The 22,762-nt window shown below is 70.9% G+C and carries 22 protein-coding genes and 1 riboswitch; of the genes, 7 read left to right on the plus strand and 15 right to left on the minus strand.

The genetic code is table 11. The features are described from left to right. Nucleotides 1-2 precede the first annotated feature (2 nt). Together AB0367_RS17435 and AB0367_RS17440 are read left to right on the plus strand one after the other, a co-directional pair. Nucleotides 3-995 (plus strand): NAD-dependent epimerase/dehydratase family protein, encoded by a 993-nt coding sequence (locus AB0367_RS17435; protein ID WP_366227316.1) that lies wholly within the window; start codon nt 3-5, stop codon nt 993-995. Between the two features lie 377 nt (nt 996-1,372). After that, a complete protein-coding gene (locus AB0367_RS17440) occupies nt 1,373-2,296 on the plus strand; it encodes a sigma-70 family RNA polymerase sigma factor (protein ID WP_366227355.1) in 924 nt (307 codons plus the stop codon). Nucleotides 2,297-2,363: 67 nt separating this feature from the next. Here the strand turns inward: AB0367_RS17440 and AB0367_RS17445 are convergent, their stop codons facing one another. Genes AB0367_RS17445 through AB0367_RS17455 form a run of 3 tightly spaced genes read right to left on the minus strand, consistent with a single transcriptional unit; the run spans nt 2,364 to nt 4,630 of the window. After that, nucleotides 2,364-2,777: a hypothetical protein gene (locus tag AB0367_RS17445; protein WP_366227317.1), complete on the minus strand. Its 414-nt coding sequence runs from the start codon at nt 2,775-2,777 to the stop codon at nt 2,364-2,366. Nucleotides 2,778-2,831: 54 nt separating this feature from the next. Further along, nucleotides 2,832-3,614, minus strand: coding sequence for a methyltransferase domain-containing protein (locus AB0367_RS17450; RefSeq protein ID WP_366227318.1), 783 nt, complete (start codon nt 3,612-3,614; stop codon nt 2,832-2,834). 56 nt (nt 3,615-3,670) lie between these two features. After that, a complete protein-coding gene (locus AB0367_RS17455; RefSeq protein WP_366227319.1) occupies nt 3,671-4,630 on the minus strand; it encodes an NlpC/P60 family protein in 960 nt (319 codons plus the stop codon). A 38-nt stretch (nt 4,631-4,668) separates the two neighbouring features. Continuing rightward, nucleotides 4,669-4,837, minus strand: a riboswitch (cyclic di-AMP (ydaO/yuaA leader). A 324-nt stretch (nt 4,838-5,161) separates the two neighbouring features. Between AB0367_RS17455 and AB0367_RS17460 the strand changes: the two genes are divergently transcribed. After that, complete coding sequence (locus AB0367_RS17460; protein WP_366227320.1) at nt 5,162-5,335, plus strand: hypothetical protein; 174 nt, start codon at nt 5,162-5,164, stop codon at nt 5,333-5,335. A 16-nt stretch (nt 5,336-5,351) separates the two neighbouring features. Here AB0367_RS17460 and AB0367_RS17465 read toward each other — a convergent pair whose 3' ends face one another. From AB0367_RS17465 to AB0367_RS17475, 3 genes are all read right to left on the minus strand, one after another. After that, nucleotides 5,352-6,179, minus strand: coding sequence for a DUF5753 domain-containing protein (locus AB0367_RS17465; RefSeq protein WP_366227321.1), 828 nt, complete (start codon nt 6,177-6,179; stop codon nt 5,352-5,354). 270 nt (nt 6,180-6,449) lie between these two features. Continuing rightward, nucleotides 6,450-6,956 (minus strand): hypothetical protein, encoded by a 507-nt coding sequence (locus AB0367_RS17470; RefSeq protein WP_366227322.1) that lies wholly within the window; start codon nt 6,954-6,956, stop codon nt 6,450-6,452. Between the two features lie 740 nt (nt 6,957-7,696). Next, the gene (locus tag AB0367_RS17475; RefSeq protein ID WP_366227323.1) at nt 7,697-8,338 is read right to left on the minus strand and encodes a hypothetical protein; all 642 of its coding nucleotides are present in this window, start codon (nt 8,336-8,338) and stop codon (nt 7,697-7,699) included. Between the two features lie 101 nt (nt 8,339-8,439). On the opposite strand from AB0367_RS17475, the gene AB0367_RS17480 reads away from it, so the two are divergent. Continuing rightward, entirely contained in the window at nt 8,440-9,498 is a 1,059-nt protein-coding gene (locus AB0367_RS17480; RefSeq protein WP_366227324.1) for an LLM class flavin-dependent oxidoreductase, read from the plus strand. Here AB0367_RS17480 and AB0367_RS17485 read toward each other — a convergent pair. Next, nucleotides 9,464-10,198, minus strand: coding sequence for a M50 family metallopeptidase (locus AB0367_RS17485; RefSeq protein WP_366227325.1), 735 nt, complete (start codon nt 10,196-10,198; stop codon nt 9,464-9,466). The genes AB0367_RS17480 and AB0367_RS17485 overlap by 35 nt on opposite strands. A gap of 186 nt (nt 10,199-10,384) precedes the next feature. Between AB0367_RS17485 and AB0367_RS17490 the strand changes: the two genes are divergently transcribed. Continuing rightward, nucleotides 10,385-11,971 carry a serine/threonine-protein kinase gene (locus tag AB0367_RS17490; RefSeq protein WP_366227326.1) on the plus strand — a complete coding sequence of 529 codons (1,587 nt, stop codon included), beginning with the start codon at nt 10,385-10,387 and terminating at the stop codon, nt 11,969-11,971. 30 nt (nt 11,972-12,001) lie between these two features. On the opposite strand, the gene AB0367_RS17495 is transcribed toward AB0367_RS17490, so the two are convergent. From AB0367_RS17495 to AB0367_RS17525, 7 genes are all read right to left on the minus strand, one after another. Next, nucleotides 12,002-12,736, minus strand: coding sequence for an FAD:protein FMN transferase (locus AB0367_RS17495; RefSeq protein WP_366227356.1), 735 nt, complete (start codon nt 12,734-12,736; stop codon nt 12,002-12,004). A gap of 126 nt (nt 12,737-12,862) precedes the next feature. Continuing rightward, the gene (locus tag AB0367_RS17500) at nt 12,863-13,474 is read right to left on the minus strand and encodes an FMN-binding protein (RefSeq protein WP_366227327.1); all 612 of its coding nucleotides are present in this window, start codon (nt 13,472-13,474) and stop codon (nt 12,863-12,865) included. A gap of 28 nt (nt 13,475-13,502) precedes the next feature. Next, nucleotides 13,503-14,882 carry a ferric reductase-like transmembrane domain-containing protein gene (locus AB0367_RS17505; protein ID WP_366227328.1) on the minus strand — a complete coding sequence of 460 codons (1,380 nt, stop codon included), beginning with the start codon at nt 14,880-14,882 and terminating at the stop codon, nt 13,503-13,505. Nucleotides 14,883-15,232: 350 nt separating this feature from the next. Further along, the gene (locus tag AB0367_RS17510; RefSeq protein ID WP_366227329.1) at nt 15,233-15,709 is read right to left on the minus strand and encodes a GNAT family N-acetyltransferase; all 477 of its coding nucleotides are present in this window, start codon (nt 15,707-15,709) and stop codon (nt 15,233-15,235) included. A 142-nt stretch (nt 15,710-15,851) separates the two neighbouring features. Further along, nucleotides 15,852-16,550, minus strand: coding sequence for a DsbA family oxidoreductase (locus AB0367_RS17515; RefSeq protein ID WP_366227330.1), 699 nt, complete (start codon nt 16,548-16,550; stop codon nt 15,852-15,854). A gap of 126 nt (nt 16,551-16,676) precedes the next feature. Continuing rightward, nucleotides 16,677-17,891 (minus strand): hypothetical protein, encoded by a 1,215-nt coding sequence (locus AB0367_RS17520; protein WP_366227331.1) that lies wholly within the window; start codon nt 17,889-17,891, stop codon nt 16,677-16,679. A gap of 11 nt (nt 17,892-17,902) precedes the next feature. Then, a complete protein-coding gene (locus AB0367_RS17525) occupies nt 17,903-19,432 on the minus strand; it encodes an alkaline phosphatase D family protein (protein WP_366227332.1) in 1,530 nt (509 codons plus the stop codon). A 100-nt stretch (nt 19,433-19,532) separates the two neighbouring features. Here AB0367_RS17525 and AB0367_RS17530 point away from each other — a divergent pair, with 100 nt between their 5' ends. After that, nucleotides 19,533-20,822 carry a hypothetical protein gene (locus AB0367_RS17530; protein ID WP_366227333.1) on the plus strand — a complete coding sequence of 430 codons (1,290 nt, stop codon included), beginning with the start codon at nt 19,533-19,535 and terminating at the stop codon, nt 20,820-20,822. A gap of 273 nt (nt 20,823-21,095) precedes the next feature. Here the strand turns inward: AB0367_RS17530 and AB0367_RS17535 are convergent, their stop codons facing one another. Beyond that, nucleotides 21,096-21,521 (minus strand): helix-turn-helix transcriptional regulator, encoded by a 426-nt coding sequence (locus tag AB0367_RS17535; RefSeq protein ID WP_366227334.1) that lies wholly within the window; start codon nt 21,519-21,521, stop codon nt 21,096-21,098. A 428-nt stretch (nt 21,522-21,949) separates the two neighbouring features. On the opposite strand from AB0367_RS17535, the gene AB0367_RS17540 reads away from it, so the two are divergent. Further along, nucleotides 21,950-22,093 carry a hypothetical protein gene (locus AB0367_RS17540; protein WP_366227335.1) on the plus strand — a complete coding sequence of 48 codons (144 nt, stop codon included), beginning with the start codon at nt 21,950-21,952 and terminating at the stop codon, nt 22,091-22,093. Nucleotides 22,094-22,762: the final 669 nt, after the last annotated feature.

Below are 22,762 nucleotides of genomic sequence, written 5' to 3' on the forward strand. Positions count from 1 at the left end.
CGATGAAGATGCTCGTACTCGGTGGAACCGTGTTCCTGGGGCGCGCGGTGGCGCGCCAAGCACTCGCCCGTGGCCACGACGTCGTCTGCGCCGCCCGGGGCGAGTCGGGTGAACCGGTTGAAGGCGCTCGTTTCGTCCGGGTGGATCGGGACGATCCCGGCGGACTGGCCGCCGTGGCCGGCGAGTTCGACGCGGTCGTCGACGTCGCCCGGCACCCGCACCACGTCCGGCACGCGGTCGACGCGCTCGCCGGCCGCGCCGGGCACTACACGTTCGTGTCCAGCGGATCGGCGTACGCCGACACCGCCACCCCGCACCAGGTCGCCCCGTCCGCGCCGCTGCTGCCGCCCGACTACGACGCCGACCCGCGTGCCAGCGCCGAGTCGTACGGGCGGTGCAAGGTCGCCTGCGAGCGGCTCGCCGTCGGTGGCTTCGGCGCCGGCCGGACGTTCGTCCTGCGCGCCGGGATGATCGTCGGGCCGGAGGACCCGAGCGGCCGGTTCGAGTACTGGGTGCGCCGGGCGGCCAGGGGCGGCGAGGTGCTCGCGCCGGGCGGCCCGGACGATGCGGTCCAGCTCGTCGACGTGCGCGACCTGGCCGACTGGATCCTGGCCGCCGCCGGCTCCGGGCTGGCCGGCGCGTTCGACGGCATCGGCGCGCCCATGACCAGGCGGGAGTTCCACCGGGGGCTCGCCGAGGGCGCCGGGGCCCCGCAGGCGCCCACCTGGGTCACCCAGGAGTTCCTGCTCGAGCACGGGGTGGAGCCGTGGGGCGGGCCGCGGTCGCTGCCCTTCTGGCTGCCTCTTCCGCAGTACGCCGGGTTCATGGACCGCGACGTGACCGCCTCGATCGCCGCCGGCCTGCGCACCCGGCCCCTGGCGGAGACCGTCCGGGACACCCTTGGCGCAATTCGTGACAGATCACACATCGATACGCGCAACGGGCTGGGTATTGACGAAGAGGCCGAGTTGTTGCAGGAATGGATCGCCGGGTAGTGGATGGTGGTGCGCTTGCGCGAAAGGCTGTCGCAGGGCCGACAGCTGCCGATGAAGAACCGTGCCCGAGCTGCGCCGGGCGCTCCCAGCACGGGCGTTCCCAGGGAACTCACAGCGAATTCAGGCGTCTGACGGGCAGGAACACCACGTATCACTTGTTGCAACCGAAGCGAACCGGAGCAGCCTCCCGAGCGTCTAGGTAAGTGGTGCAACTCTCAGGGGTCGTCACCGATTCGCCCCTGAGGGCGGAATTCGGAAGGCGCTTCGACTGTTGTGTAGGGGGCATACCCGGGGGGGCACCCGTTTTAGCAGGGTGAAACGGGGAAGGCGAAGGATGGAGCGGGGAGGGGCCCGAAGTGGAGAACGTGAAAGTGGAGATGCGATCCGACTCAGGTGCCGAGGAGCGCGACCTGGTCGGTGTGTACCTGCATGAGATCTCCCGCACGCCGCTGCTCGACGCCGCTTCTGAGGTCGAGCTGTCGAAGGCGGTCGAGGCTGGGCTCTACGCGGAGCACCTGCTGGACACCGACCAGGTCCCCGACGGCGTGACCGCCGCGGAGCTGCACCGCCTGGTGGCCGAGGGCGAGCGGGCGAAGGACCGGTTCATCCGGGCCAACCTGCGGCTCGTGGTGTCGATCGCCCGCCGCTACGTGCGGTCCGGCATGCCGATGCTCGACCTGATCCAGGAGGGCAACACCGGCCTGGTGCGGGCCGTCGAGAAGTTCGACTACGTCCGTGGCTACAAGTTCTCGACATATGCGACGTGGTGGATCCGCCAGGCGATCAGCCGGGCGATCGCGCAGCAGGAGCGCACGGTCCGGCTCCCGGTGCACCTCGTCGAGGACGTCAACCGGATGCGTAACGTCGCGCGTCAGCTCACCCGCGAGCTGGGCAACGAGCCGGAGCCGGAGCAGCTGGCCACCGCGCTCGGGGTCCCCGTCGAGCGGGTGCACGAGCTCATGCGCTGGTCGCAGGACACCGTCTCGCTCGACACTCCCGTGGGTGACGACGGCGACACCAACCTGGGTGACCTCGTCGCCGACTCCGACGCCCCGTCGCCGGAGGACGTGGTGCTGGCCGCCCTCGAGCGGCAGCGGATCGAGGGCCTGCTCAACCACCTCGACGACCGTTCGGCCGGCATCATGCGGGCCCGCTACGGCCTCGAAGACGGGCGGGAGCACTCGCTGACCGAGGTCGCGACGCGGTTCTCGCTGTCCCGCGAGCGGATCCGCCAGCTGGAGATCCAGGCGCTCGGCCGGCTGCGCGAGCTGGCCCGCGCCGAGGGCCTGCAGGCGGCGTAACCCCTGAACTGCCGAAAAGCCCCGGGTCGAGGCGACCCGGGGCTTTTCGTCGTGCCGGTGCCGTTCGTCAGTACGGATCGCCGCACACCTTCCAGGCGCCGTTCTCCTTGCGCATCGCGAACGTGTGGCCGTCCTTGCCGCCGCTCTTGTACGTGATGGTCGCCGTGACCGAGGCGGTCTCGACGCCGCTCTCGTTGCTGTACGAGCCGCCCCAGTTGAAGTCGTGCGAGGCGGGCACGTTCTTCTTGACGATCTTGGCGAACTCCTCGGGGCCGTAGTTCGTCTGTGCGGTGCGGCACAGCAGCGCGTACGCCCCCTCGTCGTTGCCGGCCTCCAGCGCGATCAGGAAGTTCCCGGCCGCAGCCTTAGGCTCCTTGGTGGCCGAGTTGATGATGAAGAAGAGCCCGGCCCCGCCACCGCCGCAACACAGGACGACGACGCCGATCAGGCTGAAAATTATGATCTTCGCGGTTTTACTCACGCGCGCCAGCGTAAGGATGCCGGTCAACGCGCGATGTAAACCACCCGACGCGGGTCAGGCCCGATGTCCGACGATGAACAGCCGCGGGAAGGGCAGGATCGTGCCGAACGGCTCCCGGGGGTACCGCACCCGCAGCTCCTCCCGGACCTCCGCGGCGAACGCCTCGGCGTCGTCCGGCGACAGCGCGTCGAGGTAGGGCCGCAGGCCGGTGCCCTTGAACCACTCGAACACCGGGTCGTCGCCCGGTAGCACGTGGTAGTAGGTCGTCTCCCAGGCGTCGACCGTGAGGCCCGCCGCGCTGAGCAGTCGCACGTACTCCGCAGCATCGAGCACGGGCGTGGCCGAGCGTGGCCCGGTGGCCTCCAGCGCGCCGGCGAGCAGCGGTGCCCAGCGCGGCCGGCTCGCGACCCGCCCGAAGCCGGGGTCGTGCGAGGCGATCGGCACCTGGAAGGCGAGCGTCCCGCCGTCGTCCAGCCCGGCGGCCCAGGCCGGCAGCAGCGCCTCGTGGTCGTCGACCCACTGCAACGAGGCGTTGGCCACGATCACGTCGACGGAGCCGCGCTGAGGGCGCCACTGCCCGGCGTCGCCGAGCTGGAAGCGCAGCTGCGGGGTCTGCAGCTCGGCGGCCGCGGCGATCATTCGCGGCGAGGAGTCGATGCCGAGGATCGCGGCGTCGGGCCAGCGCTCGGCGAGCGAGGCGGTCATCGTCCCGGGCCCGCAGCCGAGGTCCACGACCGCGACCGCGCCGGTGGTCGGGATCCGGGCCACGAGTTCCCGGAACGGCCGGGCCCGCTGCTCGGCGAAGCTGTTGTACTGCTGCGGGTCCCACGAGGCCATGCCCCAATGATGAAGGGGCCGCGGATCGATGCGATCCGCGGCCCCTCGTCGCCGGGTCAGGCCCTGACGCGGCCGAACCCGACGATGCTGTCGATGTCGACCTTCGCGTATCTGACGACGTCGCCCGTGTGTGGTGCATGGATGATCGTGTTGTTGCCGACGTAGATCCCGACGTGCCCGAGTCCGTTGTAGAACACCAGGTCGCCCGGGGCCAGTGAGGACCGCGGGATGTGCGCCACGGTGTTCCACTGGCTGGCGGCGTTGTGCGGCAGGGACACGCCCGCGGCCTTCCACGCCCCCATCGTCAGGCCGGAGCAGTCCCAGCTGTTCGGGCCCGCCGCTCCCCACACATAGGGCTCGCCCAGCTGGGCCTGTGCGAAGCTCACGGCGACGCCGGCCTTGCCGGAGACCGCGGGCAGGTTGCCCGGGTCCATCTTCGGCGGATTGACCTTCGTGCTGCCGGCGGCGGTCGCCTTCCTCTGCAGGACCTCGAGCTTCTTGACGTCGCCCTCGATCTTCTTGCGCTGGTTCTCGAGGTCGGTCTTCTGCGTGTTCTGCGCCGCGATGGTCTGGTCGAGCAGCTTCTTCTCGTCGTCGACCTTTGACTTGGCGGTCTTGTAGTCGTCGATCTCCTTCTGCTGCTGCCGCGTGATCTGCTGCAGCATCGACAACTGGTCCATCAGCGAGTCCGACGACGTCGCGTTGAGCATGATGGACAGGCTGCGAAGGTTGCCCGACGTCTTGAACGCGGCGATCGCCACGCCCTCGACGCTGGCGTTGGCGGCGGCCATGCTGTCTTCGAGCGGCTTGAGTTTCGTCTGCAGCTCGGTGGCCTTGGCCTGGGAGGCCGCGAGATCGATATTGATCTTGTTCCACGCCTCGATGGTCGCCTCGAGGTCCTTGTTCGACTTGTCGAGCTGGGCCTCGATCTCTGCGAGCGTGGGATCGGCGTGCGCGACCGTGGCTGGTGCCAGCACGGTGAGTGACACGAGCCCGATGAACAGGGTTCGCAGCACTGACCGCCCGGCACGGTGTCCAGTGGACAAGGAAAGACCCTTCTTCACCGACCGCCTACCGGGTTAGCTGACGGGTTCGGGCTTAGAAGGACGCCCTACCGCGACGTTGCGGATTCACCCCACACGAATGTTTCTGGGTCCCCGGTTCGATGCGCGCGCCCAAGCCGATCGGGCGGCGCGCCGAGTTCGATTCGGCGGCGCTTGCCCGGCGCCGTCCGGGGTGGACGGCGGACTGCCGAGCAGGCCAGGGCCTAACTTAACGTGATCATTCGCTGTGCGAAAGGCGTGCGTCCCCCTCGATATCTAATAAACCTAAAAGTCCGGATTACCGCCGGTTGGTCTTCCACATCGGACAGTGACATTGCCGGGGGTTTGATTCAGGTGTGCCGGTGTGGATCAATATCGATCGCGTTCAGCGATGCCGAGCGGTGAACGTCGGCGCATGAGGCTGGACAACGGGTGGACGCCGCGCGGCTTCCGGGCGGGGGCCGTCCTCGGCTTCTCTTCGGCGCTCGCGCATTCTCGCCCGGTATGGGCCGCCTGCGCGTAGCCCCGGCGGGCCAGACTGGGCGCAGGAACTGGCTCGGCCTGCCCGCCGGCACCGTGCGGCCCGCGCTCGTGGCCGATGCCCTTCGGCGGGCGGTCGCGGCCGGCTGGCGGCCCGAGCAGGCCGGCGCCGCGTTCGCGCTGCCCGAGGCCGCGTAGCAGCCGGCCGGCCGGCTCACTTCAGGTCGTGGGCGACCTGCCGCAGGAGGTCGAGCGTGGTTTCCTGCGACAGGGCGCGCTGGCCGAGCCGTTCGAGGATGCCGCGGTACGTCGTGATGAGCTCCGGCTCCTCCCAGAGCAACTGCTGGCGGTAGAGCACCCCGTCATCCGCGCCGAACTCCAGCAGCGTGAAGTCGCCCTCCCAGCCGGCGTGATACCCGGCGTTGAGGGGGACGACGCGGACTTCGGTGTACGGGCGCTGGGCGACCTCGATCGTGTGCTCGATCTGGTCGACCAGCAGCGCCTCGTCGCCGGGGACGGGGCTTCGGCGCAGCACCGACTCGTCCAGGATCACCTGGATGTGGGGCGGCTCCTCGCGGCTGAACAACTCCTCCTGGCGGCGCATGTGGAACTCGATGCGGCGCTCGGCGAGCGGGGACTCCGCGTCGCTGGTGGCATGGGCGTACCGCCGCGTCTGCAGCAGTGTCGGGAACATGATCGGCGAGAACTCGCCGATGCGGGTCGCCTCCGCCTCGAACCCGACGTAGGTGATCAGCTGACCGAGCAGCATCGGGCGGTACTCGTCCCACCACATCCGCCGTTTCGCCGCGCGGGCCAGCTCGAGCAGCTCGTCGACCGTCCGCGGGTCGTGGACCCGGTAGTAGGCCAGCAGGCTGCGCAGATCGCTCACCGAGATGGCGACGGTGCCGTTCTCGATACGGATGAGCTTGGACAGCGACCACTCCATCTCGGCGGCCACGAGGTCCTGGGTCAGTTCCCGCTCGCGCCGCAGCCGTCGCAGCTCGGCACGGAGGCGGCGCTTGCCCACGATAGGCCCGCTCATGGACCATCACCCCAATCGCGTACAAATGGCATCGCCCAGGTCGAGGGCTCCGCGTTTCTACCCGGATTGCGGCAGATGCACCTAGCGCGTTCCGATTTCTCGGTAACTGGCTGCTGCGGGGCGCGCGCGTCCAGGAGGATTCCCGCCACCACGGCGGTGAGATCGCCCAGGTGGTTGGAGACGCGCCTCATGGTTCCCGGCCACCCGTCGCGTGGCCTCCCGTCGCTGACGTCGCACCGGGGTTCAGGCCTTGCCGCCCCGGCGTGTGCCCTACGTCGTGACCGGCTCGCAGCCGCCGGACGGGCCGGCTCCGATGCCGGCGGCTACCCGCTCGGCCGTGATGCGCAGCGCTGCGTGCCCGCCGCCGGTAGCCCCGGCCGCGCCGCTGGGCCCGTGCCCGGCGCGCGCGGCCAGCCGCAGGCCGACCAGCACGCCGGCGGCGACGGCCAGCCCGACGATGATGACGCCGATCGCGATCCACCATGCGGTCGCCCGGGAGCGCTCGCCGGCATCATGCGTCGGCGGTATCGCGGAAGTCCCGAGCGACTCCACCCACCGGTGCGACGGGATCTCAACACGCCGGTCCTCCGGCGGCGGCAGCTCCTGCGGGTAGAGCGGCGGCAGCCACTGGTCGCGGCCTCGCTGGACCTTATGCGCCGAGGGGAGGTCCGCCATCGCCGCATACGGGTCTTCCTCGTCGTCCTCCGCGGGGTGGTCGCCGAAGTGCTCGTCGTCGGCCGCCGCCCAGGCGGCGGAGCGCCCGGCCCACTCCGACAATCGCGTGTGGTCCGTCGGGGGCTGCGCGGGACGCCGATCCGGCGCGTCCGGCGGCCGTGCCGGAGGTGCACTGCCTGGCGCCGCGGCCGCCCACGGGGGTGGGTCAGCGGAGAACGGGTCGGTGGAGGATGGCGCGGCGGAGAATGGGTCGGCGGAGGACTGTGTGGGCGGTGGCCAATCGGTCGGCTCGGTGCGAGGGTGAGGCACCTCGCGCGGTGGCGGGACATAGATCCCGTCGACCGTGTGGTCGCCGTCGCGACGCCGATGATGCCGGCCCTCCGTCATGGCATCCCTTTCGCTCTCTGCTGCGAGCCCGCTGCGTCGCGCGAAGGTGAGGAAGCGCGATGCGGTCAACCTAGCACCGCAACACGTCGATGTGTGACCGCTTGGCTACGTACTGATCATGACGGCGCCGTGCAGTATCTGACGACTACGGCAAATCGCCCACGCCAATCGGGTCCGCGGGGCGAGCGCCGCCGCGGACCCGATCTCGTGCATGCCCGGCATCAGGAGCGTCGTCGCGTCCTGAGTGGTCCCGCCGCTCCCGCGCGGCAGTGCCGGGGTTGCGCGGAAGCGGGCGCGCCGACCGGGGGCTGGCAGGCCGCGCCCGCTTCCGCGTTGGGGGGAGGAGTAAAGCTCACAGTTGGGGCGAAGCCGAGCTCGGAAGACCGCGAACCGGGAGCAAGCAGCCGACGGCCAGCACGGAAGTCGTGCCGAAGCGAGAGCTTGCTACCTGGAGATCAAGCCACCGATCCCCACATGGCCGCGAACGCCGCCGCTTCTCCGGCCAGCCACCGCTCCACCTCGCCCGCCTTCACCGTCGGGTCCGGCCGCAGCACGTCACCGCGCCGCAGGTCGACCAGCACCGGCGTGGCATTGGGGAGCACCGCGTCCATGTGCCGCCCCATCAGGTGCAGCGTCGCCACCGAGGCCTCGTCCAGCGGCGGGTCCTCGTCGAAGTGCAGCCGCACGGCCTCCCCGCGCCCGTCCGCGTATCGCAGCCCGAAGTGCGGGTTGATCTTCACCGGCAGCGAGCCGAGCATGCACAGCGCGTCGCGAGTCGGCGTGACCTCGACCGGCGTCGGCAGCGACTCCAGATAGCGCAGCGCGCCCGGCACCACCGATTCGTAAAGGGGCTTCCACCGGGCGTTGACCTGGTCGACGACGGCGTTGAGGTAGGTGCCGCCGGTGCGGAACTGGATGTCCGCCTTCAGGGCCTTCACCAGCTGGCCGTGTGGGTTGAAGCCGTGCCCGGACTCGCGCTGGCGGCGCAGGCCGCCGACGAAGCTCGCCTTGCGCGGGCCGGTGCGGCCGACATAGCGGGTGAAGCTGAGCAGGGTCGCGTAGGGGACGGTTCCGGTGGTGCTGACGGGTGTGCTCACTGGCGCTCTCCTCCCAGGTCAAGAGCGTCTTTCGTACACACATTCTAATAGATTCGAGCCAGGATTCCCACCCAGTCACCTAGTAGGTAAAGTTGGTTTCCATGACCAAGTTCCACTGGTTCCTGCCCACCACCGGCGACAGTGATCAGGTCGGGGCCGCGACCGTCACGGCCGGGGCCGCGCGGCACGATCGGGCCCCGACCGTGGGGTATCTGTCGGAGGTCGCCCGCGCCGCGGAGCGCGCCGGGTTCTCCTCGGCGCTGACGCCCGTCGGGGCCGGCTGCCTCGACCCGCTGGTCATGTGCACGGCGATCGCGCAGCGCACGAGCACGCTCAAGCTGCTGGTCGCGTTCCGCGCGGGGTTCACGCTGCCGACGCTGCTGGCGCAGCAGGCCGAGGCGTTCCAGTGGATCTCGGACGGGCGGCTCGCGCTCAACGTCGTGACCGGCGGCGACCAGGCCGAGCAGGCGGCATATGGCGACTTCGTGACCAAGGACGCCCGTTACGCCCGGACAGCCGAGTTCATCGAGGTCATGCGTCGCACCTGGTGCGGCGAGCCGTTCGACTTCCATGGCGAGCATTACCGCGTCGAGGGCGGCGGCCTGGCCCGCCCGCTCGAGCGGGTGCCGGAGATCTACTTCGGGGGTGCGTCCCCGGCCGCCGTGCGGGTCGCGGCGCGGCACGCCGACGTGTACCTGCTGTGGGGCGAGCCGCTTCCTGCGGTACGGAATCGGATAAACGCTATAAAGGCGCTAAATCCGGATCTGCGGATCGGGCTGCGGGTCCACGTGATCGTCCGTGACGACGCCGACGCGGCCTGGGCGGAGGCCGACCGGCTGCTGCGGGGCATGGACCCCGAGCGCATCCGCGCGGCGCAGGAGCGGTTCGGGCGGATGGACTCGGTCGGCCAGGCGCGCATGACCGCGCTCAATCAGGGCGCTGACCTGGTCGTCGGGCCCAACCTCTGGGCCGGCATCGGCCTGGTCCGCGAGGGCGCCGGCACGGCGCTCGTCGGCAGCCCGGCTGAGATCAACGCCCGCCTGGCCGAGTATGAGGACGCGGGCGTCGACGAGTTCGTCCTCTCCGGATGGCCGCACCTGGAGGAGGCCGAGCGCGTCGGCGACGCTATCCGAGCAGCTCGCCGACCGGTCCCAGCATGAGTCGCACCCCGAACGCGAGGCATCCCAGCACGACGGCCACGAAGAACCCGACGTAGACGATCGCGGGCACCCGGGTCAGGCGCGCGATCTGGTCGGCGTCGGAGTGGGGTGCCTGGTGCCGGAAGCGGGACTGCTGCAGCTCGAAGACCGCCCGCACGCCGCCGAGCAGCATGAACCACGCGAAGGCATACGCGAACGCGCCCTGGATCTTCGGGTCGGTGAACCAGGAGACGGCGAAGATGATCGCACCCGCCACGACGACGGAGATCACGCCGTAGAAGTTGCGGATCATGATGAGCATCAGGATCAGGAGCAGGAGCAGCAACCACAGCAGGATCGTGATCCGGCCGGCGCCGAGGATCCCCGCGGCGGCCAGGCCCAGCAGTGAGGGCGTGACGTAGCCGGCCAGCCCGGTGACCACCATGCCCGGCCCGTTCGGGCGGCCCTTCGACAGCGTCAGCCCGGACGTGTCCGAGTGCAGGCGGATGCCCGACAGCCGGCGACCGCTCAGCACCGCCGCGAGCGCGTGCCCGCCCTCGTGCGCGATCGTCACGAAGTTGCGCATGACCTTCCACAGCGGGCGGAGCAGCACGGCGAGCAGCGCGGCGGCGGCGGTCGCGATGACTACCGTGCGGTCCGGAGCCGGCTGGCGGCCGAGAGCGTCGTGCAACACGTCGAACACGAATGCAGAGCCTGCCATCTCGTGTGTTGAATGGGAACAGCACGCAGATCGGGACCGTCTTCAGGCTGCCCGGCACGGGTTAGTGGACTTCCATACCACGCATCGCCACCTGCGCGGCTTCCGGACGCTCCGAAGATCCCCCGCAGGGGGCGGAGTTCCTGCTACGGCTTGTGACCGCCCCGTGCGTTCTGTACCAATACCCCGATGCGTACTCCGTCCGAAGCGCGTTACGACACGGACGGTCACTGGACGAGCGGTGACCTGACCGGCTATCGCATCGGCGACGAGTACGAGCTGATCGAGCCCATCGGCGGCGGCGCGACCGGCACCGTGTGGCGCGCCCGGGCCCTCGACCGCGACGAGCACGTCGCGGTGAAGCTGCTGCGCGAGGACCTGATGGCCGAGCCGAAGGCCGTCGACCGGTTCGTGCAGGAGCGCGCGATCCTGTTGATGCTGCGCCACCCGCACATCGTGGGGGTGCGCGACCTCGTGACCGTCGGCGCGTCGCTCGGCCTGGTCATGGACCTCGTCGAGGGCGGCAGCCTGCGCGACCACCTGCACAGGCAGGGCACGCTGCCGCCAGCCGAGGCCGCTATGCTGCTGGCCCAGGTCGCCGAGGCGCTCTCGGCCGCGCACCGCCGCGGCGTCGTGCACCGCGACCTCAAGCCCGACAACATCCTCCTCGACCGGGTCGGCGGCGAGCTGCACTGCCGCCTCACCGACTTCGGCATCGCGCGCGTGCTCGACACCCCGAGCATGACGACGCCGGGCGCCCTCGTCGGTACGGCGAACTACGTCGCCCCCGAGACGGTCTACGGCGGCCGCCCCGGGCCCGCCGCCGACATCTACGCGCTCGGCGTCGTGCTCTTCGAACTCACCACCGGCCGGCCCACGTACGCCGACGGCTCCGCCGGGGCGATCCTGCGCCGCCACGTCGACGAGTCGCCGCGCCGGGTCGACGGCATGCCGGACGCGATCTGGCAGGTCGTGCAGCAGTGCATGGACAGGCGCCCGGGCCGCCGCCCCACGGCGAGGGAACTGGCCGTGGCCCTGCGCGTGGTCGCCCGCCGCACCCGCGACGAGCTCGCGCTGCCACCCCAGTCGGTGGACGCACGGCCGACCACCCCGCAACCCCCGGTGCCGGGTCCCCGCACGTCGCCGCCGCTCTCCCGGGCGATCCTCGCGACGGTGCTGCTCCTCCTGGCACTGCTGGCTGTCCCGGCCTGGCGCTACGCGCACCGCGAACACGGCGCCGACACCGCCGAGGGCGCGCGCACCACGCCCGCCCCCGCGGCGCCACCACCGTCGCAACCCGCCAGCGCCGGCACCCCGACCGGCGCCTCCAGCCGCGGCCCCGGCTCCCTGCGGGCGGGCGACAAGAGCGGCGCACCGCCCCTCCAGCCCGGCGCCCGCGTCGGGGGCTCGGCGGTGTTCGGCCCCTGGATCTGCGGCGACCAGTACACCGGGGATCTCGGTCGCCTCGTCCTGGCCCAGCCCTGCCACGCCCTGGCGCCCGACGAGATCCGGATGATCGGCCACATGCGCAGCATCCCCGGCGCGCGGGCCGACGTGAGCCTGTCCGTCCTCGACGTGGAGACCGGCCGGCTCGCCGACGGCCCGCACATGTGCGACGGCCTCGTGTTCACCGGCATCGCAGCCAAGCGCGACTGCGGCCCGTTCGAGGCTCGTCTTCCGCGCGGGCATCGTTACGTCGTGGTGCAGAAGTGGTCGTACACCGGACGTGCCCTCCTTCCCGGCGGCGAGGTCCGCGGCCAGGAGTTCGACCGGTAGTTCCGGCAGGCGCGGCGTGCGGGCCGGCGGTCACGAGTCGAGGGGCGGGGCCACCGGGAGGCCGTCGGAGCGCAGGGCGCGCCCGTCTTCGGTCACGACCGCGCACTCGTGGCCGGGCAGGGTGGCCAGCCAGTCGATGCCCTTGAGGCCCATGGCGAGGGCAGCGGTGGCGTACGCATCGGCGGTGCCCAGGTCCGGGCCGACCACGGTCACCGAGCGCAGGTCCCGCGCGGGGGCGCCGGTGAAGGGGTTGAGGACGTGGAGGCCGCGCTCGTACGTGCCGGAGGTCGCCACCGCCGTGTCCGAGACCTCCAGGACCCACGCTACCGACAACGCCTCCCAAGGGTGACGGATGCCGACGCGCCAGCGGGGGCGGCCGCGCGGGGCGCCGCGGACGTAGATGTCGCCGCCGGCGTTGAGGCAGTGGTTGGCGCAGCCCTCGGCGCGCAGGCGGTCGCAGGCGCGCTGGACGGCCCAGCCCTTCACGTAGCCCGACGGGTCCAGGGTGCCGCCCGCGTTGACGTCGAAGTAGCCGCCGGTCTCCGCCCACAGCTCCGCGCACCGGTCGAGCACCTCGCCCACGATCGGCGAACAGTCCTCGCGCCGCAGCTCCCCGCGGGCCAGCCGGCTGATCTCGCTCTCCGGCTTGTACGTGCTGAAGACCCCGTCCACCAGCCGCAACCAGTCGAACACCCCGTCGGCGAGGCTCTCCAGCCGGTCGATCGGCAGATCGTCGTCGAGGTCGAGGCTGACCGCCATGCCCATCACGTGCTCGACCCGCACGAGGCTGTGCACCGTCACGCACCCCCGTCCCGGTATGGCTGCCCGTTGTCGCTGCGTGGATCGGTGCGGCGCCGGCGCGATGCGGTGGACGTCATGGGCCGGCGCGGGTCAGGCCTGGAAGGCACGGTCGATGGCGGACTGGAGGGAGAACTTGTAGCCGCTGCTGGTGTACGTCGCGCCGGAGACCGTGTCGATGTCGGCGCTCTGGGCGGCCAGGGCCTCGGCGCGCAGCTTCGGCAGGGCGCTGTTGTTGATCTGGACCGAGCGGGACTGGTCTTTCGGGGAGTCGAGGACCTTGATATCGGTGATCTTGCCGCCGGAGACGACGATCGACAGCTCGATGCTGCCGTACTCGATGTGGATCGGGTTGCCGTTGAACGTCCCGTCCTTCATCGCCGGGGGGCGCGGGGCGGTGGTCGTCGGCCGGGCCGCGGGCGCGGTCGTCTTGTTGGCCGCCGGCTGGGCCGCGGTCTTGGTCGCGCCCGCGGCCGGCTGGCTCGCGCCCGGCGGGGCCGCGGACGGGCCGGCACTGGGCGGCAGCGCACCGCCGGGCGCGGGGGAGGCGCCGGGCGGTGTGGGGGAGGCGCCGGGAGCCGGGCTGTTGGCCGACTGCGGCTGCATCGCCTGGTCGACCTGCGGGCTGCTGAAGCCCGCCTTGGCGCCGACCAGCAGGACGGTGCCGGCCGCCGTGCCCATCAGGGCCATCAGAGCGCGTCGCACGCGGTACCAACTCCTCTTGGCGGATCTTCTAGAGCTCGAACGGGTCCAGATGGATCTGCCGGCGCGGGACGCGCAGCCGGCGCAGCACGTGCAGCGACTGCTCGACCAGGCCGTCGGGGCCGCAGAGGTACACGTCGCGGTCGGCGATGTCGGGGACCAGTTCGCGCATGCCGTCCGGGGTGAACAGCCGCCGCGGGCCGGGGTCGCGCCGGTCGCCGATGACGAACCACAACTGGGCGTGCCGCAGCTCGGACAGCTGCTCCAGCTCGTGGCGCAGGTGCAGGTCGTGCAGCTTGCTGGCCCGGTAGATCACAACCGCGTCGGGCGGCAGCTCCTCGAGCAGCGCGCGGATCGGCGCGATGCCGCTGCCCGCCGCGATCAGCAGCGCGCGCTGCTTGACCCGGCGGCTGGCGGTGAAGTCGCCCCACGGCCCCTCGACGAAGATCCGGGTGCCGGGGCGCATCGAGCGCATCCGGTGCGTGTGGTCGCCGACGGTCTTCACGGTCAGCCGCAGCCAGCGGCCGTTGGGCGCGGCGGAGAGCGAGAACGGGTGCGCCTGCCACCACAGCCCGCGGCCCAGGAACCGCCAGCGGAAGAACTGCCCGGCGCGCGCGTCGAGGTCGTCCAGCCGGTTGCCGGTGATGTAGACGGAGACCATGCCCGGCCCCTCGTCCACCACGTCGGCGACCCGCAGCCGGTGCCGCAGGTTGAGCGCGAGCGGCCCGACGACCCGCCCCACCACGACCACGGCGATCGCCACGACGTAGAAGCCGATCCAGACGCTGCGCCCGAACCCGGGCTTGAACAGCTCCTGCCCGTCGGAGAACTGGTGCGCGAAGCCGAGCAACAGCGCCAGGTAGGCGCTCAGGTGCAGGAAGTACCACAGCTCATACGGCAGCACCTGGCGTAGTGTGCGGATGCTCAGCAGGCCGATGCACACCAGCATGCCGGCCGCGATGAACGCGGTGACCATGTCCTCGTACTCGGTCAGCAGCGTGCGCAGCTCGCTGACGAACCCGATGCTGTCGGCGTACGAGTAGCCGACGGTGATCAGCGCCGCGTGCGCGAGGATCATGACGAGCACCGCGCCGCCGAGCTCACGGTGCCACAGTGCCAGGTGCCGGGCGCCGATCCAGCGCTCCAGGAGGGCCAGCCGGCTCATCAGCATGACCTGCACCAGCAGCAGATAGCCGGCGATCAGCCCGGTCACCCGCCCCGCGGACTGCAGGAGATCCGCGATCGTGTCGATCGCACCGGTCTTCGTCCCCAGCCACCAGGGCAGCACCGCGAGCGCGAGGCCGCCCCAGAAGAGGGTGCGAATGAGGAACCGTCCGGCGTTGTTGTGTTCGACGGGCCGTGCCGCCGGCGCCGCCAGTCGGCTCGCCACGCGCTCTCTCGGGATGGTCATGATCGTCTCTGCATACGGTGCATGTGGTTCCACTGCCATCGGTGATACCAGTGCCCGCGGTCCACGGGCCACGGGCTTAATCGGGACTTCAGGTTGCGCACAGTTCGGCGTGGTCGAGCAGGCCCCTAAACGGCAGCGATGCAGCGGTTCTGGCGAATTGTCCTGATCTCGGCGGCCGTGGTCGCGGTGATGGCCCTCGGCGCCCGGCTGTACGCCTGAATCCGGCCGGACTTCTTTAGCTCCGGCCGCATGAACTCACAAATCGGTCGCGGCGCTTCGAAGGCAACGCAACCACCCCTGAGCTGCCCAGGTCGCTCAGGGCCGCTCAGGGGTGCGGAAAGGGATGTGTCTCAGGGCAGCTGGCGCAGGAACCGCCCGGCGGCGTCGGTCCGGTCCTGGTACCCCAGCGCCCGGTAGAACGCGTGCGCGCCCTCCCGCGTCCGCAGGCTCGTCGCCTCGACGCTGGAGCAGCCGCGCATCAGGCCGAACGTCTCCGCCGCCGCGACCAGGCTCGTGCCGATGCCCCGGCCGCGGGCCGACTCGGCCACGGCCAGGGCCACGATGCGCAGCCAGGCGCCGTCGGTCTGGAACGACGGGATGACGTGAGCGGCGATGACGCCCAGCAGGTTGCCCCGCTCGTCCCACACGAACGCGGCGCCGTCTGGGTGCTCGCACCAGCGCTGCAGGCGCTCCGCGATGTTGCTCTCGGACTGCGGATGACCGTCGCGCTCCAGCAGCCTCGCCACCTGCTCGGTGTCGTCCGCAGCCAGTCGGCGCACCCCGCGGGCGACCTGCATCCGGTAGCTGTGCAACACATCAGCGGTCATGAGTGCAGCGTAGAACCGGAGGCCGGATCCGTGCGTGCCGGAAATGGTCACTCACGTTCACGCCGGATCCGGTGCCACTTGACTGTGCGTCCGCACGGCATAAGATTGCGCCCCGCAAATGCACGTGCGCAGTCCCGGCGCGTCAGATGGCGCAGGAGTCGTCGGTGCACTCCCCGGAGGATGCTTCCGCCGACCCGGCCGGCGCGCGCAGCACGGTCAGCGAGGACTGGCGCAGGGCCTGTTCGAAGACCTCCACCGGCTGCGCACCCGACACGCCGATGCGTTGGTTGAAGACGAAGAACGGCACGCCGCTGACGCCATACGCCCGGGCCTGCGCGATGTCGGCCTCGACGTCGGCGGCGTAGGTGCCGTCGGTCAGCGCCTGCTTCGCCGCCACCTCGTCCAGGCCCGTGGCCCCGGCCAGCGCGGCGAGCGTCGCGTGGTCGCTGACGTCGGCGCCCTCCGTGAAGTACGCGTGCAGCAGCCGCTCCTTCAGCTCGGCCTGCCGGCCGTGCGCCTTGGCGAAGTGCAGCAGGCGGTGCGCGTCAAGCGTGTTGGCGGTGCGGGCCCGGCCGAAGTCGAACGCGAGCCCCTCCTGCGCCGCGACGCCCGTCACGTGGGCGAACATGCCGTGCACCTGGTCCGGGGACAGTCCCTTGCGGACGGCGAGCGACTCGTCGAGCGGGCGCGAGTCACCGACGGGGGTGGAGGGGTCGAGCTGGAAGCTGCGCCACTGGATGGAGACGGCGCCCTCGAAGCCCGCGAGCGCCCGTTCAAGGCGCCGCTTGCCGATGTAGCACCACGGGCAGACGATGTCGGACCAGACCTCGATCTCGATCATGCGCGCTCCTTATCACTTATCTGCGGCGACAGTGTTCTTCCCAGCCGACGATTGACGGTTCAACAATACCCCGGCGGCGTCGTGCGGGGATGATCCATCCCCGCACGACGGGCCGCGCCCGGGCGCTCACCAGCCGGAGTTGGTCGCCCCGGTGCCCAGGATCACCTGGTCGAAGGAGTTGCCGTCGCTGTCGTCGGTGTACGCCACGCAGACCTCGCCCCAGTTGGACACGGCCACGCCGATCTGCTCCTGGCGGCCCGTGGCCGTCTGGCTCAGCACCTGGGCCGGCAACCGGCCCGTGCCGGTGCCGTCGGCGTTGAACCCGCGCACCCACACGTCGGGGTCGGCGCCGCCGACCGACCAGCCCACGACGGTGTTCGTCTGGCCGTCGATGCCGATCGCCGGCGACGTGCCGCCGTCGGTGACGAGCACCTCAGCGCCGCGGGCGACCGCGTCCGGGCCGAAGGAGCGGGTCCACACCCCGGCGGTACCGGTGTGGTCGGACTCCCACGCGATCGCGAAGTCGCCGTTGAAGTCCGCGGCGATCGCGGCGTGGCGCTGCTGGCCACCGCCCTGGCTGTTCGCCGTGCGCCGGGAGAGGTTGACCGCCCCGTTCGCCTTGGCCAGGCCGACCAGCCCGATGTTGTAGTAGCCGTTGGCGTCGGCGTCCTCGTCCCACACGACCAGCGCGTCGCCGGAGGCCGAGACCGCCACGTCCGGGCGGTGGTGCTGGCCGGCCTGCTGCGACGCGAAGACCTCATAGGCCTTGGTGGCCGGCGCGGTGTACCCGGCCGCCTTCACGGTGGAGACGCTGCCCTGCACGTCCTCCCAGACCACGGTGAACGCGACCGCGCCACCGTTCGGGGCGCCGTCCGGGTCGACGGCGACCTTCGGCAGGATCTGGTCGCCGGCGGTGTCGGCGTTGGCCCGCCCGGAGGCGGTCACCGATCCAGCCGGCGAGATCACCCGGTAGGAGATGTTGAAGAAGCCGTTGCCGTCCGCGTCGTCGGCCCAGACCACGACGGCGTTGCCCTTGTCGTCGAGGCCGACGTCCGGGGAGAGGTGTTTCCAGTTGGTACCGCTGGTGCCGCCGGCCGACAGCTTCAGCTCGTACGTCGAGGTCCCGTTGGTGAACAGGCGCACCCACACGTCCGAGTGGTTGTTGTCGGCGGGGTTGGTGCTGTCCCGGTCGTCCTCCCACACGACGGCGACCTGGCCGTTGCGATTGGCGGCGATCGCGGGAGTGTCCTGGTCCCCGGTCGCCACGCTGTTCGCGGTCGTCCAGGTCACGGAAGTGGCGGCGAGGGCCGCGGCGAGCGCGGCGGAGGCGATGGCTGGCACTCGGTTCTCCCCTACAGGGCCTGAAGGCCGGGCCGGCCGTCGAGGATGGCGAAGGACTTGAGGGTGGTGGCGGCGGCGCCGTGCTCGCTGACCGCGCTCACGCCGCGAAAGTCGGCGGTGACCTGGGCCTGGGTGATGCGCGTGCGTACATAGCCGCGGCGGTTCGAGTAGAACTTGATGTGCGGGTTGGTCGCGCCGTTGGGGATCGCGGTGGCCGCCGAGCCGTTGCCGCCCGACGTGATCGACGTGCAGACCAGCTCGGTGCCGATGACCGCCGAGCCCGTGCTGGCGTAGTCGGCCTTGAGCTCGTTCGCCCACGACGAGTGCACGTCGCCGGTGAGCACCAGCGGGTTGCGCACGCCGCGATCCACCCAGCCCTGCTGGATGCGCGAGCGGGAGGCGCGGTAGCCGTCCCAGGCGTCCATGTTGCCGGCGCCGCTCGCGTCGAACTGGCGGGCGAAGAACACCTGCTGGCCGATGATGTCCCAGTTGGCCAGGTGCTGGCCCAGACCGTCGAGCAGCCACGCCTCCTGGGCCGTGCCCGGCAGGCTGCGGGTGGCCAGGTCGGCGTCCGCACAGACCTTCCAGCCGTCGCCGCAGGCCTGGTCGTTGCGGAACTGGCGCGTGTCGAGCATGTGGAACGTGGCGAGCTGGCCCCAGCGGACCCGGCGGTAGAGCGGGATGCTGTTGCCGCTGGGCGCGTTGGCCGGGCGCAGCGGCATGTTCTCGTAGTACGCCTGGTAGGCCGCGGTGCGCCGGGCCGTCCACTGCGCGGTGGTCAGCGCCGGGCTGTTGTCGGCCCGCACCATGTTCGCGTAGTTGTTCTCGACCTCGTGGTCGTCCGGCACGACCAGCCACGGCGCGATCTGGTGCGCCGCCTGCAGGTCCGGGTCGGTCTTGTACTGCGCGTAGCGGCGCCGGTAGTCCGCGAGCGTCACGATCTCGGTCGAGCCGGCGTGCTGGCGCACGGCTCCGGCGTTCGCGCCGTTCTCGTAGATGTAGTCGCCCAGGTGCAGGATGAGGTCGGGGCGGTCGTCGGCCATGCTGCGGTAGGCGTTGTAGTAGCCGGACTCGTAGTGCGAGCAGGAGGCGAACGCCATCGTGAAGTCGCGGCCGAGGGTGCCCGTCGCGGGCGCGGTGCGGGTGCGCCCGACCGGCGAGATGTGGCCCTGCGCGCGGAAGCGGTAGTAGTACTCCGAGTCCGGCTGCAGGCCACCGGCCACGACGTGCACCGAGTGAGCCTCGGCGTAGCGGGCCGTCACGGTGCCCGACGCGACGAGGGTGCCGAACGTGCTGCTGGTGGAGACCTGCCAGTCGACGGCGACGTCGGCGTTGGCCATGCCGCCCTGCCCGTCGGCGTTGAGCGGGGACGGGGCGAGGCGGGTCCATAGCACGACGCTGTTCGCATCGGGCTCGCCGGAGGCGACGCCGAGCTGGAACGGGAACGGTACGGCGGCCTGCGCGAGCGGCAGGGGCGCCAGCGCGACCCCGGCGGTCGCGACCCCGCCGAGGACGAAGGTGCGGCGGCTGAGCCTAGTCATGGGGCATACCTTCGGCGTCACGCGTGAACGCTCGATGGCCGCACTCTGTATAGAGATCTACGAATGTGTTGGGTGTGAACCTTTCATGGATGCTGGACGGGTGCTCGATTGGCGCGCCGCCTTCGGCGTTTCGGATCGGTCGTTGAGCGACGCCGGCCGCACCGCGTCCCGGCGGGCCGCCGACGACCTCGCCGCGTTCCTCGGGCCGACCTGGCTGTGGCGTGCCGCGCAGCGCCCCGCCGCCGAGCGCCCCGAGCTGGCGGTGCTGTCGTCCGGTTCGCCGGCCGGTTCTTCGGCTTCTTCGGCTTCTTCGGCTTCTTTGGCCGAGCCCGACGGTGCGGCGGTGTTTCTGGACGCCATCTCGCTGTGGGCCAGCCTGCGGCTACTGGTCGAACACAGGGTGCAGGGCATCGCGAAGCTGCGCGGCAACCTGGCCCGCAACCCCGGCCGCGACGAGTTCCGCCACGGCGCCACCCAGGCCCGGCTGGCCGCTCAGGCGCTGCTCGCGGGCGCGCGCCCGGTCCTGGAGCCGCCGGTCGGCGACGTGCTCGTCCACGACGACCCGATGCGGCTTCGCGCTGATCGACCCGGACCCGATCTCCTGCTGGAGCTGCGTGGCCTGAACCGGGCCGGCCCCGGCACCGCGCGCCGCCTGGTCCGGGCCGTCGAGCTCAAGGCCAAGCAGACTCGGTCCGTCCCGGCGGCGTGGGTGTGGATCGAGGACGGCGGCGCCCTGTGGTCGCTGCCCGGCTTCGGCGACCGCCCCGCCCGCGAACGGATCGACCTCGTCGCCGAGGCCCTCGATCGCGTCTTCGCCACCTGGCCCCACCTGTGCGGCGTCGTCCTCGCCGAGACACCCTCGCCGCCGCTCCCCGCCGCGTCGTCTGCGTCGCCGGTCGTGTCGTCTGCGTCGGCGGCCGCGTTGCCCGTCGCGTCTGCGTCGCTCGTTGCGCCCGCTTCGCCAGCCATATCGCTTTCCGGGTCTGCGTCGTCAGCCGCATCGCTTGCTGCGTCTACGTCGCCCGTCGTGTCGATTTCGCAGTCTCGGTCGCCGGCCGCGTCGCTTTCGCCGTCCGCCGCGTCGTCCTCGTCGCTCGTTGCCGCTGGGTTGTCCTCGTCGCCTGCCGCGGCGCTCTCGCGGCCCGTCGCGGTTGCGGCGACCGAGCGGCACGACCGCGGTGCGGCGTTTCTGCGGGTCCTGCCGGGCGACCGTGTGCGCGAGACCGTGGTCGTGCACCGCCCGGCCCTCGCCGCCGTCCAGTTCGCGCTCGTACACCGCCTGTGCGCCGAGGAGCCAGCCTGGCTCGACGCCGCCCTGGCGCACCTCGGCCTGCCCGGCGGCGTCGCGGCCCTGCTGGATCAGAACAGCGGCGTGAACACGGCCTGGTAGCCGTCGCCGTCGGGCTTGGTGCACTCCAGCACCCAGTACTCACCGGGCCGCACGACGGCGCCGATGTGGCTGTCGACCCGCCCGCCGGAGTTGGCCTCGCCGACTGGATTACGAGGCGGCCGAGCGCGAGAAACCGCTGCTGGTCGTGATCAGCGGACTGGACAAGCCGTTTCGGACCACGCTGTCCGACGCGGACTATGCGGGTGTGCGCGACCTCGGTGTCGAGTAACGGGCGAGGAGTTCGCGGTCACTGGCGTGACAAGCGTCGCCAGCTCAGACGGGCACTGAGGTCTTGGAGCGGTTGGCCCGCAGGTTGTGCAGGCACGACGCCGTCGCCTGTACGTCCGTGGCTCCACCTGCGAGCAGCGGGTCGGTCACATACTCCCGGACCGCCTGGGGCAGCGGTTCGAGAGTGACTCGCATACCGAGCACCGCGGCGACCGCGGCCAGGGTCCCCAGCGTCGGGTTGCCATGGTGCTCGGTGAAGAGCCGGCGCACTACAGAAGGCTGCGCGGCGATGGCTCGCGCCACCTCGGCCTTGCTCAGTCCGGCGACCATCCGGGCATCGTCGAGGGCGTTGACCACCTGGTCGATAGTCGTGATCCGCATCGTCTCAACGATGTACTGGCGCAGGAATTCGGGGTCGGTGAGATCGGCGGCGAGGTCATCCCAGAAGACGCTGCGCTCGGTGGTGTCCATGCCTGCTCCTTTGATTACCTGTGCAGGAAGCGTGGCATAACAGTCACGCCTCGTCCGCAGGGCTACCTGATCGACCTCGACGACCGAGGTGACCCTGCGACCCGCCAGTGCTGTCGGGACATGGCACAGGACGGGACGCCCGACCCGTGGCTCGTTCGTTCGGGGCCTGCGCGCGGGCGGGGGCCACCGTCGAGTGCCTCCCCACCTCGGGGAGGAAAGAGGTGGCGCTGCTCGCCAACTGGCATGTGGCGGTCCGAGGTGGTGCGTCTCCTTGACGGGTGTTCAACGATGGCCACCACCGGCGTGGCGGTCATCGTTTTATAGACGGACCATGCTTCGCCGCGTTGTTCGATGCTCGCCAGGTGGCGTCTGCGGAGGCGTTGGGGAGGGGTGGGCAAGGCCCTGCTGCGGGGAACGGGAGGCTGAGGATGGGGCTTGAGCCGAGGTTCGCCAAGGGCCCGCAAGAGGTGCTGCGGGCGATCGCCATGGGCAGCGAGGACGACGTCTCGGAAGCCCGCGCGTTCCAGCGCGAGGCGTTCCGCGCGGCGATGGGCTGCTATCCCGAGGAGTGAGGTTTGTCCAGGTCGACGATCTGACGACCGACGAGGTGCGTGCGTTGGGCGGCCATCCCGGCTGGCCCGACGGTTTGTGAGTACGCCCTAGACGGCGAAGTACGCCCTGACGTACACCCTTGATCTTGGGCCGTACTGAGTTTTGGCTGGTGCGCCCGGTAGGACTCGAACCTACGACCTTGGGATTAGAAGAAGATCGCCGATGCCCGCTCCGACGCCTTCGCTGCAGGCGGGACTGTCGGACAACGTCGGCTGATGTAGGCGGCAACCGGTGGCCTTGGCTGTACGGCTGGCTGTACAGCCAAGGCCATCGGCCACAGCAACCACGGGGGGATCGGTGGCAAGCCGGCGAAGCCGGCGCGGCAGCCGATCGCCCCGACCTCGACGGCGCCCAGCCCCGCCGGCGATCGTCCCACCGCACGATGCCTGCACTTATCCGCCGGTATGACGGCTTCTCACGTCCCGGCTGCGCTCTCACTCGTTGACATGGTGTGACCGATCGTTGGAGTAGGGCTCGGGAGATCGTCATACACGAGGCTGGGCATGCGGTCTTCGCATATTTGATCTCCCGGCCTGCCAGCGGACACGGCATGATCCGGGTTGGCGGACAGTTTGCTCCGGGCTGGCGGACATGAGAAGTCCGTGCCTGCGGTCACATGATCATCCGGA

It is taken from the genome of Dactylosporangium sp. NPDC051484 (genome assembly GCF_040689395.1).
Classification (GTDB): Bacteria; Actinomycetota; Actinomycetes; order Mycobacteriales; family Micromonosporaceae; genus Dactylosporangium.

Excerpts from the sequence above, each read along its gene's own strand:
- AB0367_RS17435 (WP_366227316.1), top strand. The coding sequence starts at position 3 with ATGAAGATGCTCGTACTCGGTGGAACCGTGTTCCTGGGGCGCGCGGTG.
- AB0367_RS17515 (WP_366227330.1), bottom strand. The coding sequence starts at position 16,550 with ATGATCGAGATCGAGGTCTGGTCCGACATCGTCTGCCCGTGGTGCTAC.
- AB0367_RS17485 (WP_366227325.1), bottom strand. The coding sequence starts at position 10,198 with ATGGCAGGCTCTGCATTCGTGTTCGACGTGTTGCACGACGCTCTCGGC.
- AB0367_RS17465 (WP_366227321.1), bottom strand. The coding sequence starts at position 6,179 with ATGAGCGGGCCTATCGTGGGCAAGCGCCGCCTCCGTGCCGAGCTGCGA.
- AB0367_RS17535 (WP_366227334.1), bottom strand. The coding sequence starts at position 21,521 with ATGGACACCACCGAGCGCAGCGTCTTCTGGGATGACCTCGCCGCCGAT.
- AB0367_RS17480 (WP_366227324.1), top strand. The coding sequence starts at position 8,440 with ATGACCAAGTTCCACTGGTTCCTGCCCACCACCGGCGACAGTGATCAG.
- AB0367_RS17525 (WP_366227332.1), bottom strand. The coding sequence starts at position 19,432 with ATGACTAGGCTCAGCCGCCGCACCTTCGTCCTCGGCGGGGTCGCGACC.
- AB0367_RS17495 (WP_366227356.1), bottom strand. The coding sequence starts at position 12,736 with ATGGGCATGGCGGTCAGCCTCGACCTCGACGACGATCTGCCGATCGAC.
- AB0367_RS17540 (WP_366227335.1), top strand. The coding sequence starts at position 21,950 with ATGGGGCTTGAGCCGAGGTTCGCCAAGGGCCCGCAAGAGGTGCTGCGG.
- AB0367_RS17440 (WP_366227355.1), top strand. The coding sequence starts at position 1,373 with ATGCGATCCGACTCAGGTGCCGAGGAGCGCGACCTGGTCGGTGTGTAC.
- AB0367_RS17460 (WP_366227320.1), top strand. The coding sequence starts at position 5,162 with ATGGGCCGCCTGCGCGTAGCCCCGGCGGGCCAGACTGGGCGCAGGAAC.
- AB0367_RS17505 (WP_366227328.1), bottom strand. The coding sequence starts at position 14,882 with ATGACCATCCCGAGAGAGCGCGTGGCGAGCCGACTGGCGGCGCCGGCG.
- AB0367_RS17450 (WP_366227318.1), bottom strand. The coding sequence starts at position 3,614 with ATGGCCTCGTGGGACCCGCAGCAGTACAACAGCTTCGCCGAGCAGCGG.
- AB0367_RS17510 (WP_366227329.1), bottom strand. The coding sequence starts at position 15,709 with ATGACCGCTGATGTGTTGCACAGCTACCGGATGCAGGTCGCCCGCGGG.
- AB0367_RS17490 (WP_366227326.1), top strand. The coding sequence starts at position 10,385 with ATGCGTACTCCGTCCGAAGCGCGTTACGACACGGACGGTCACTGGACG.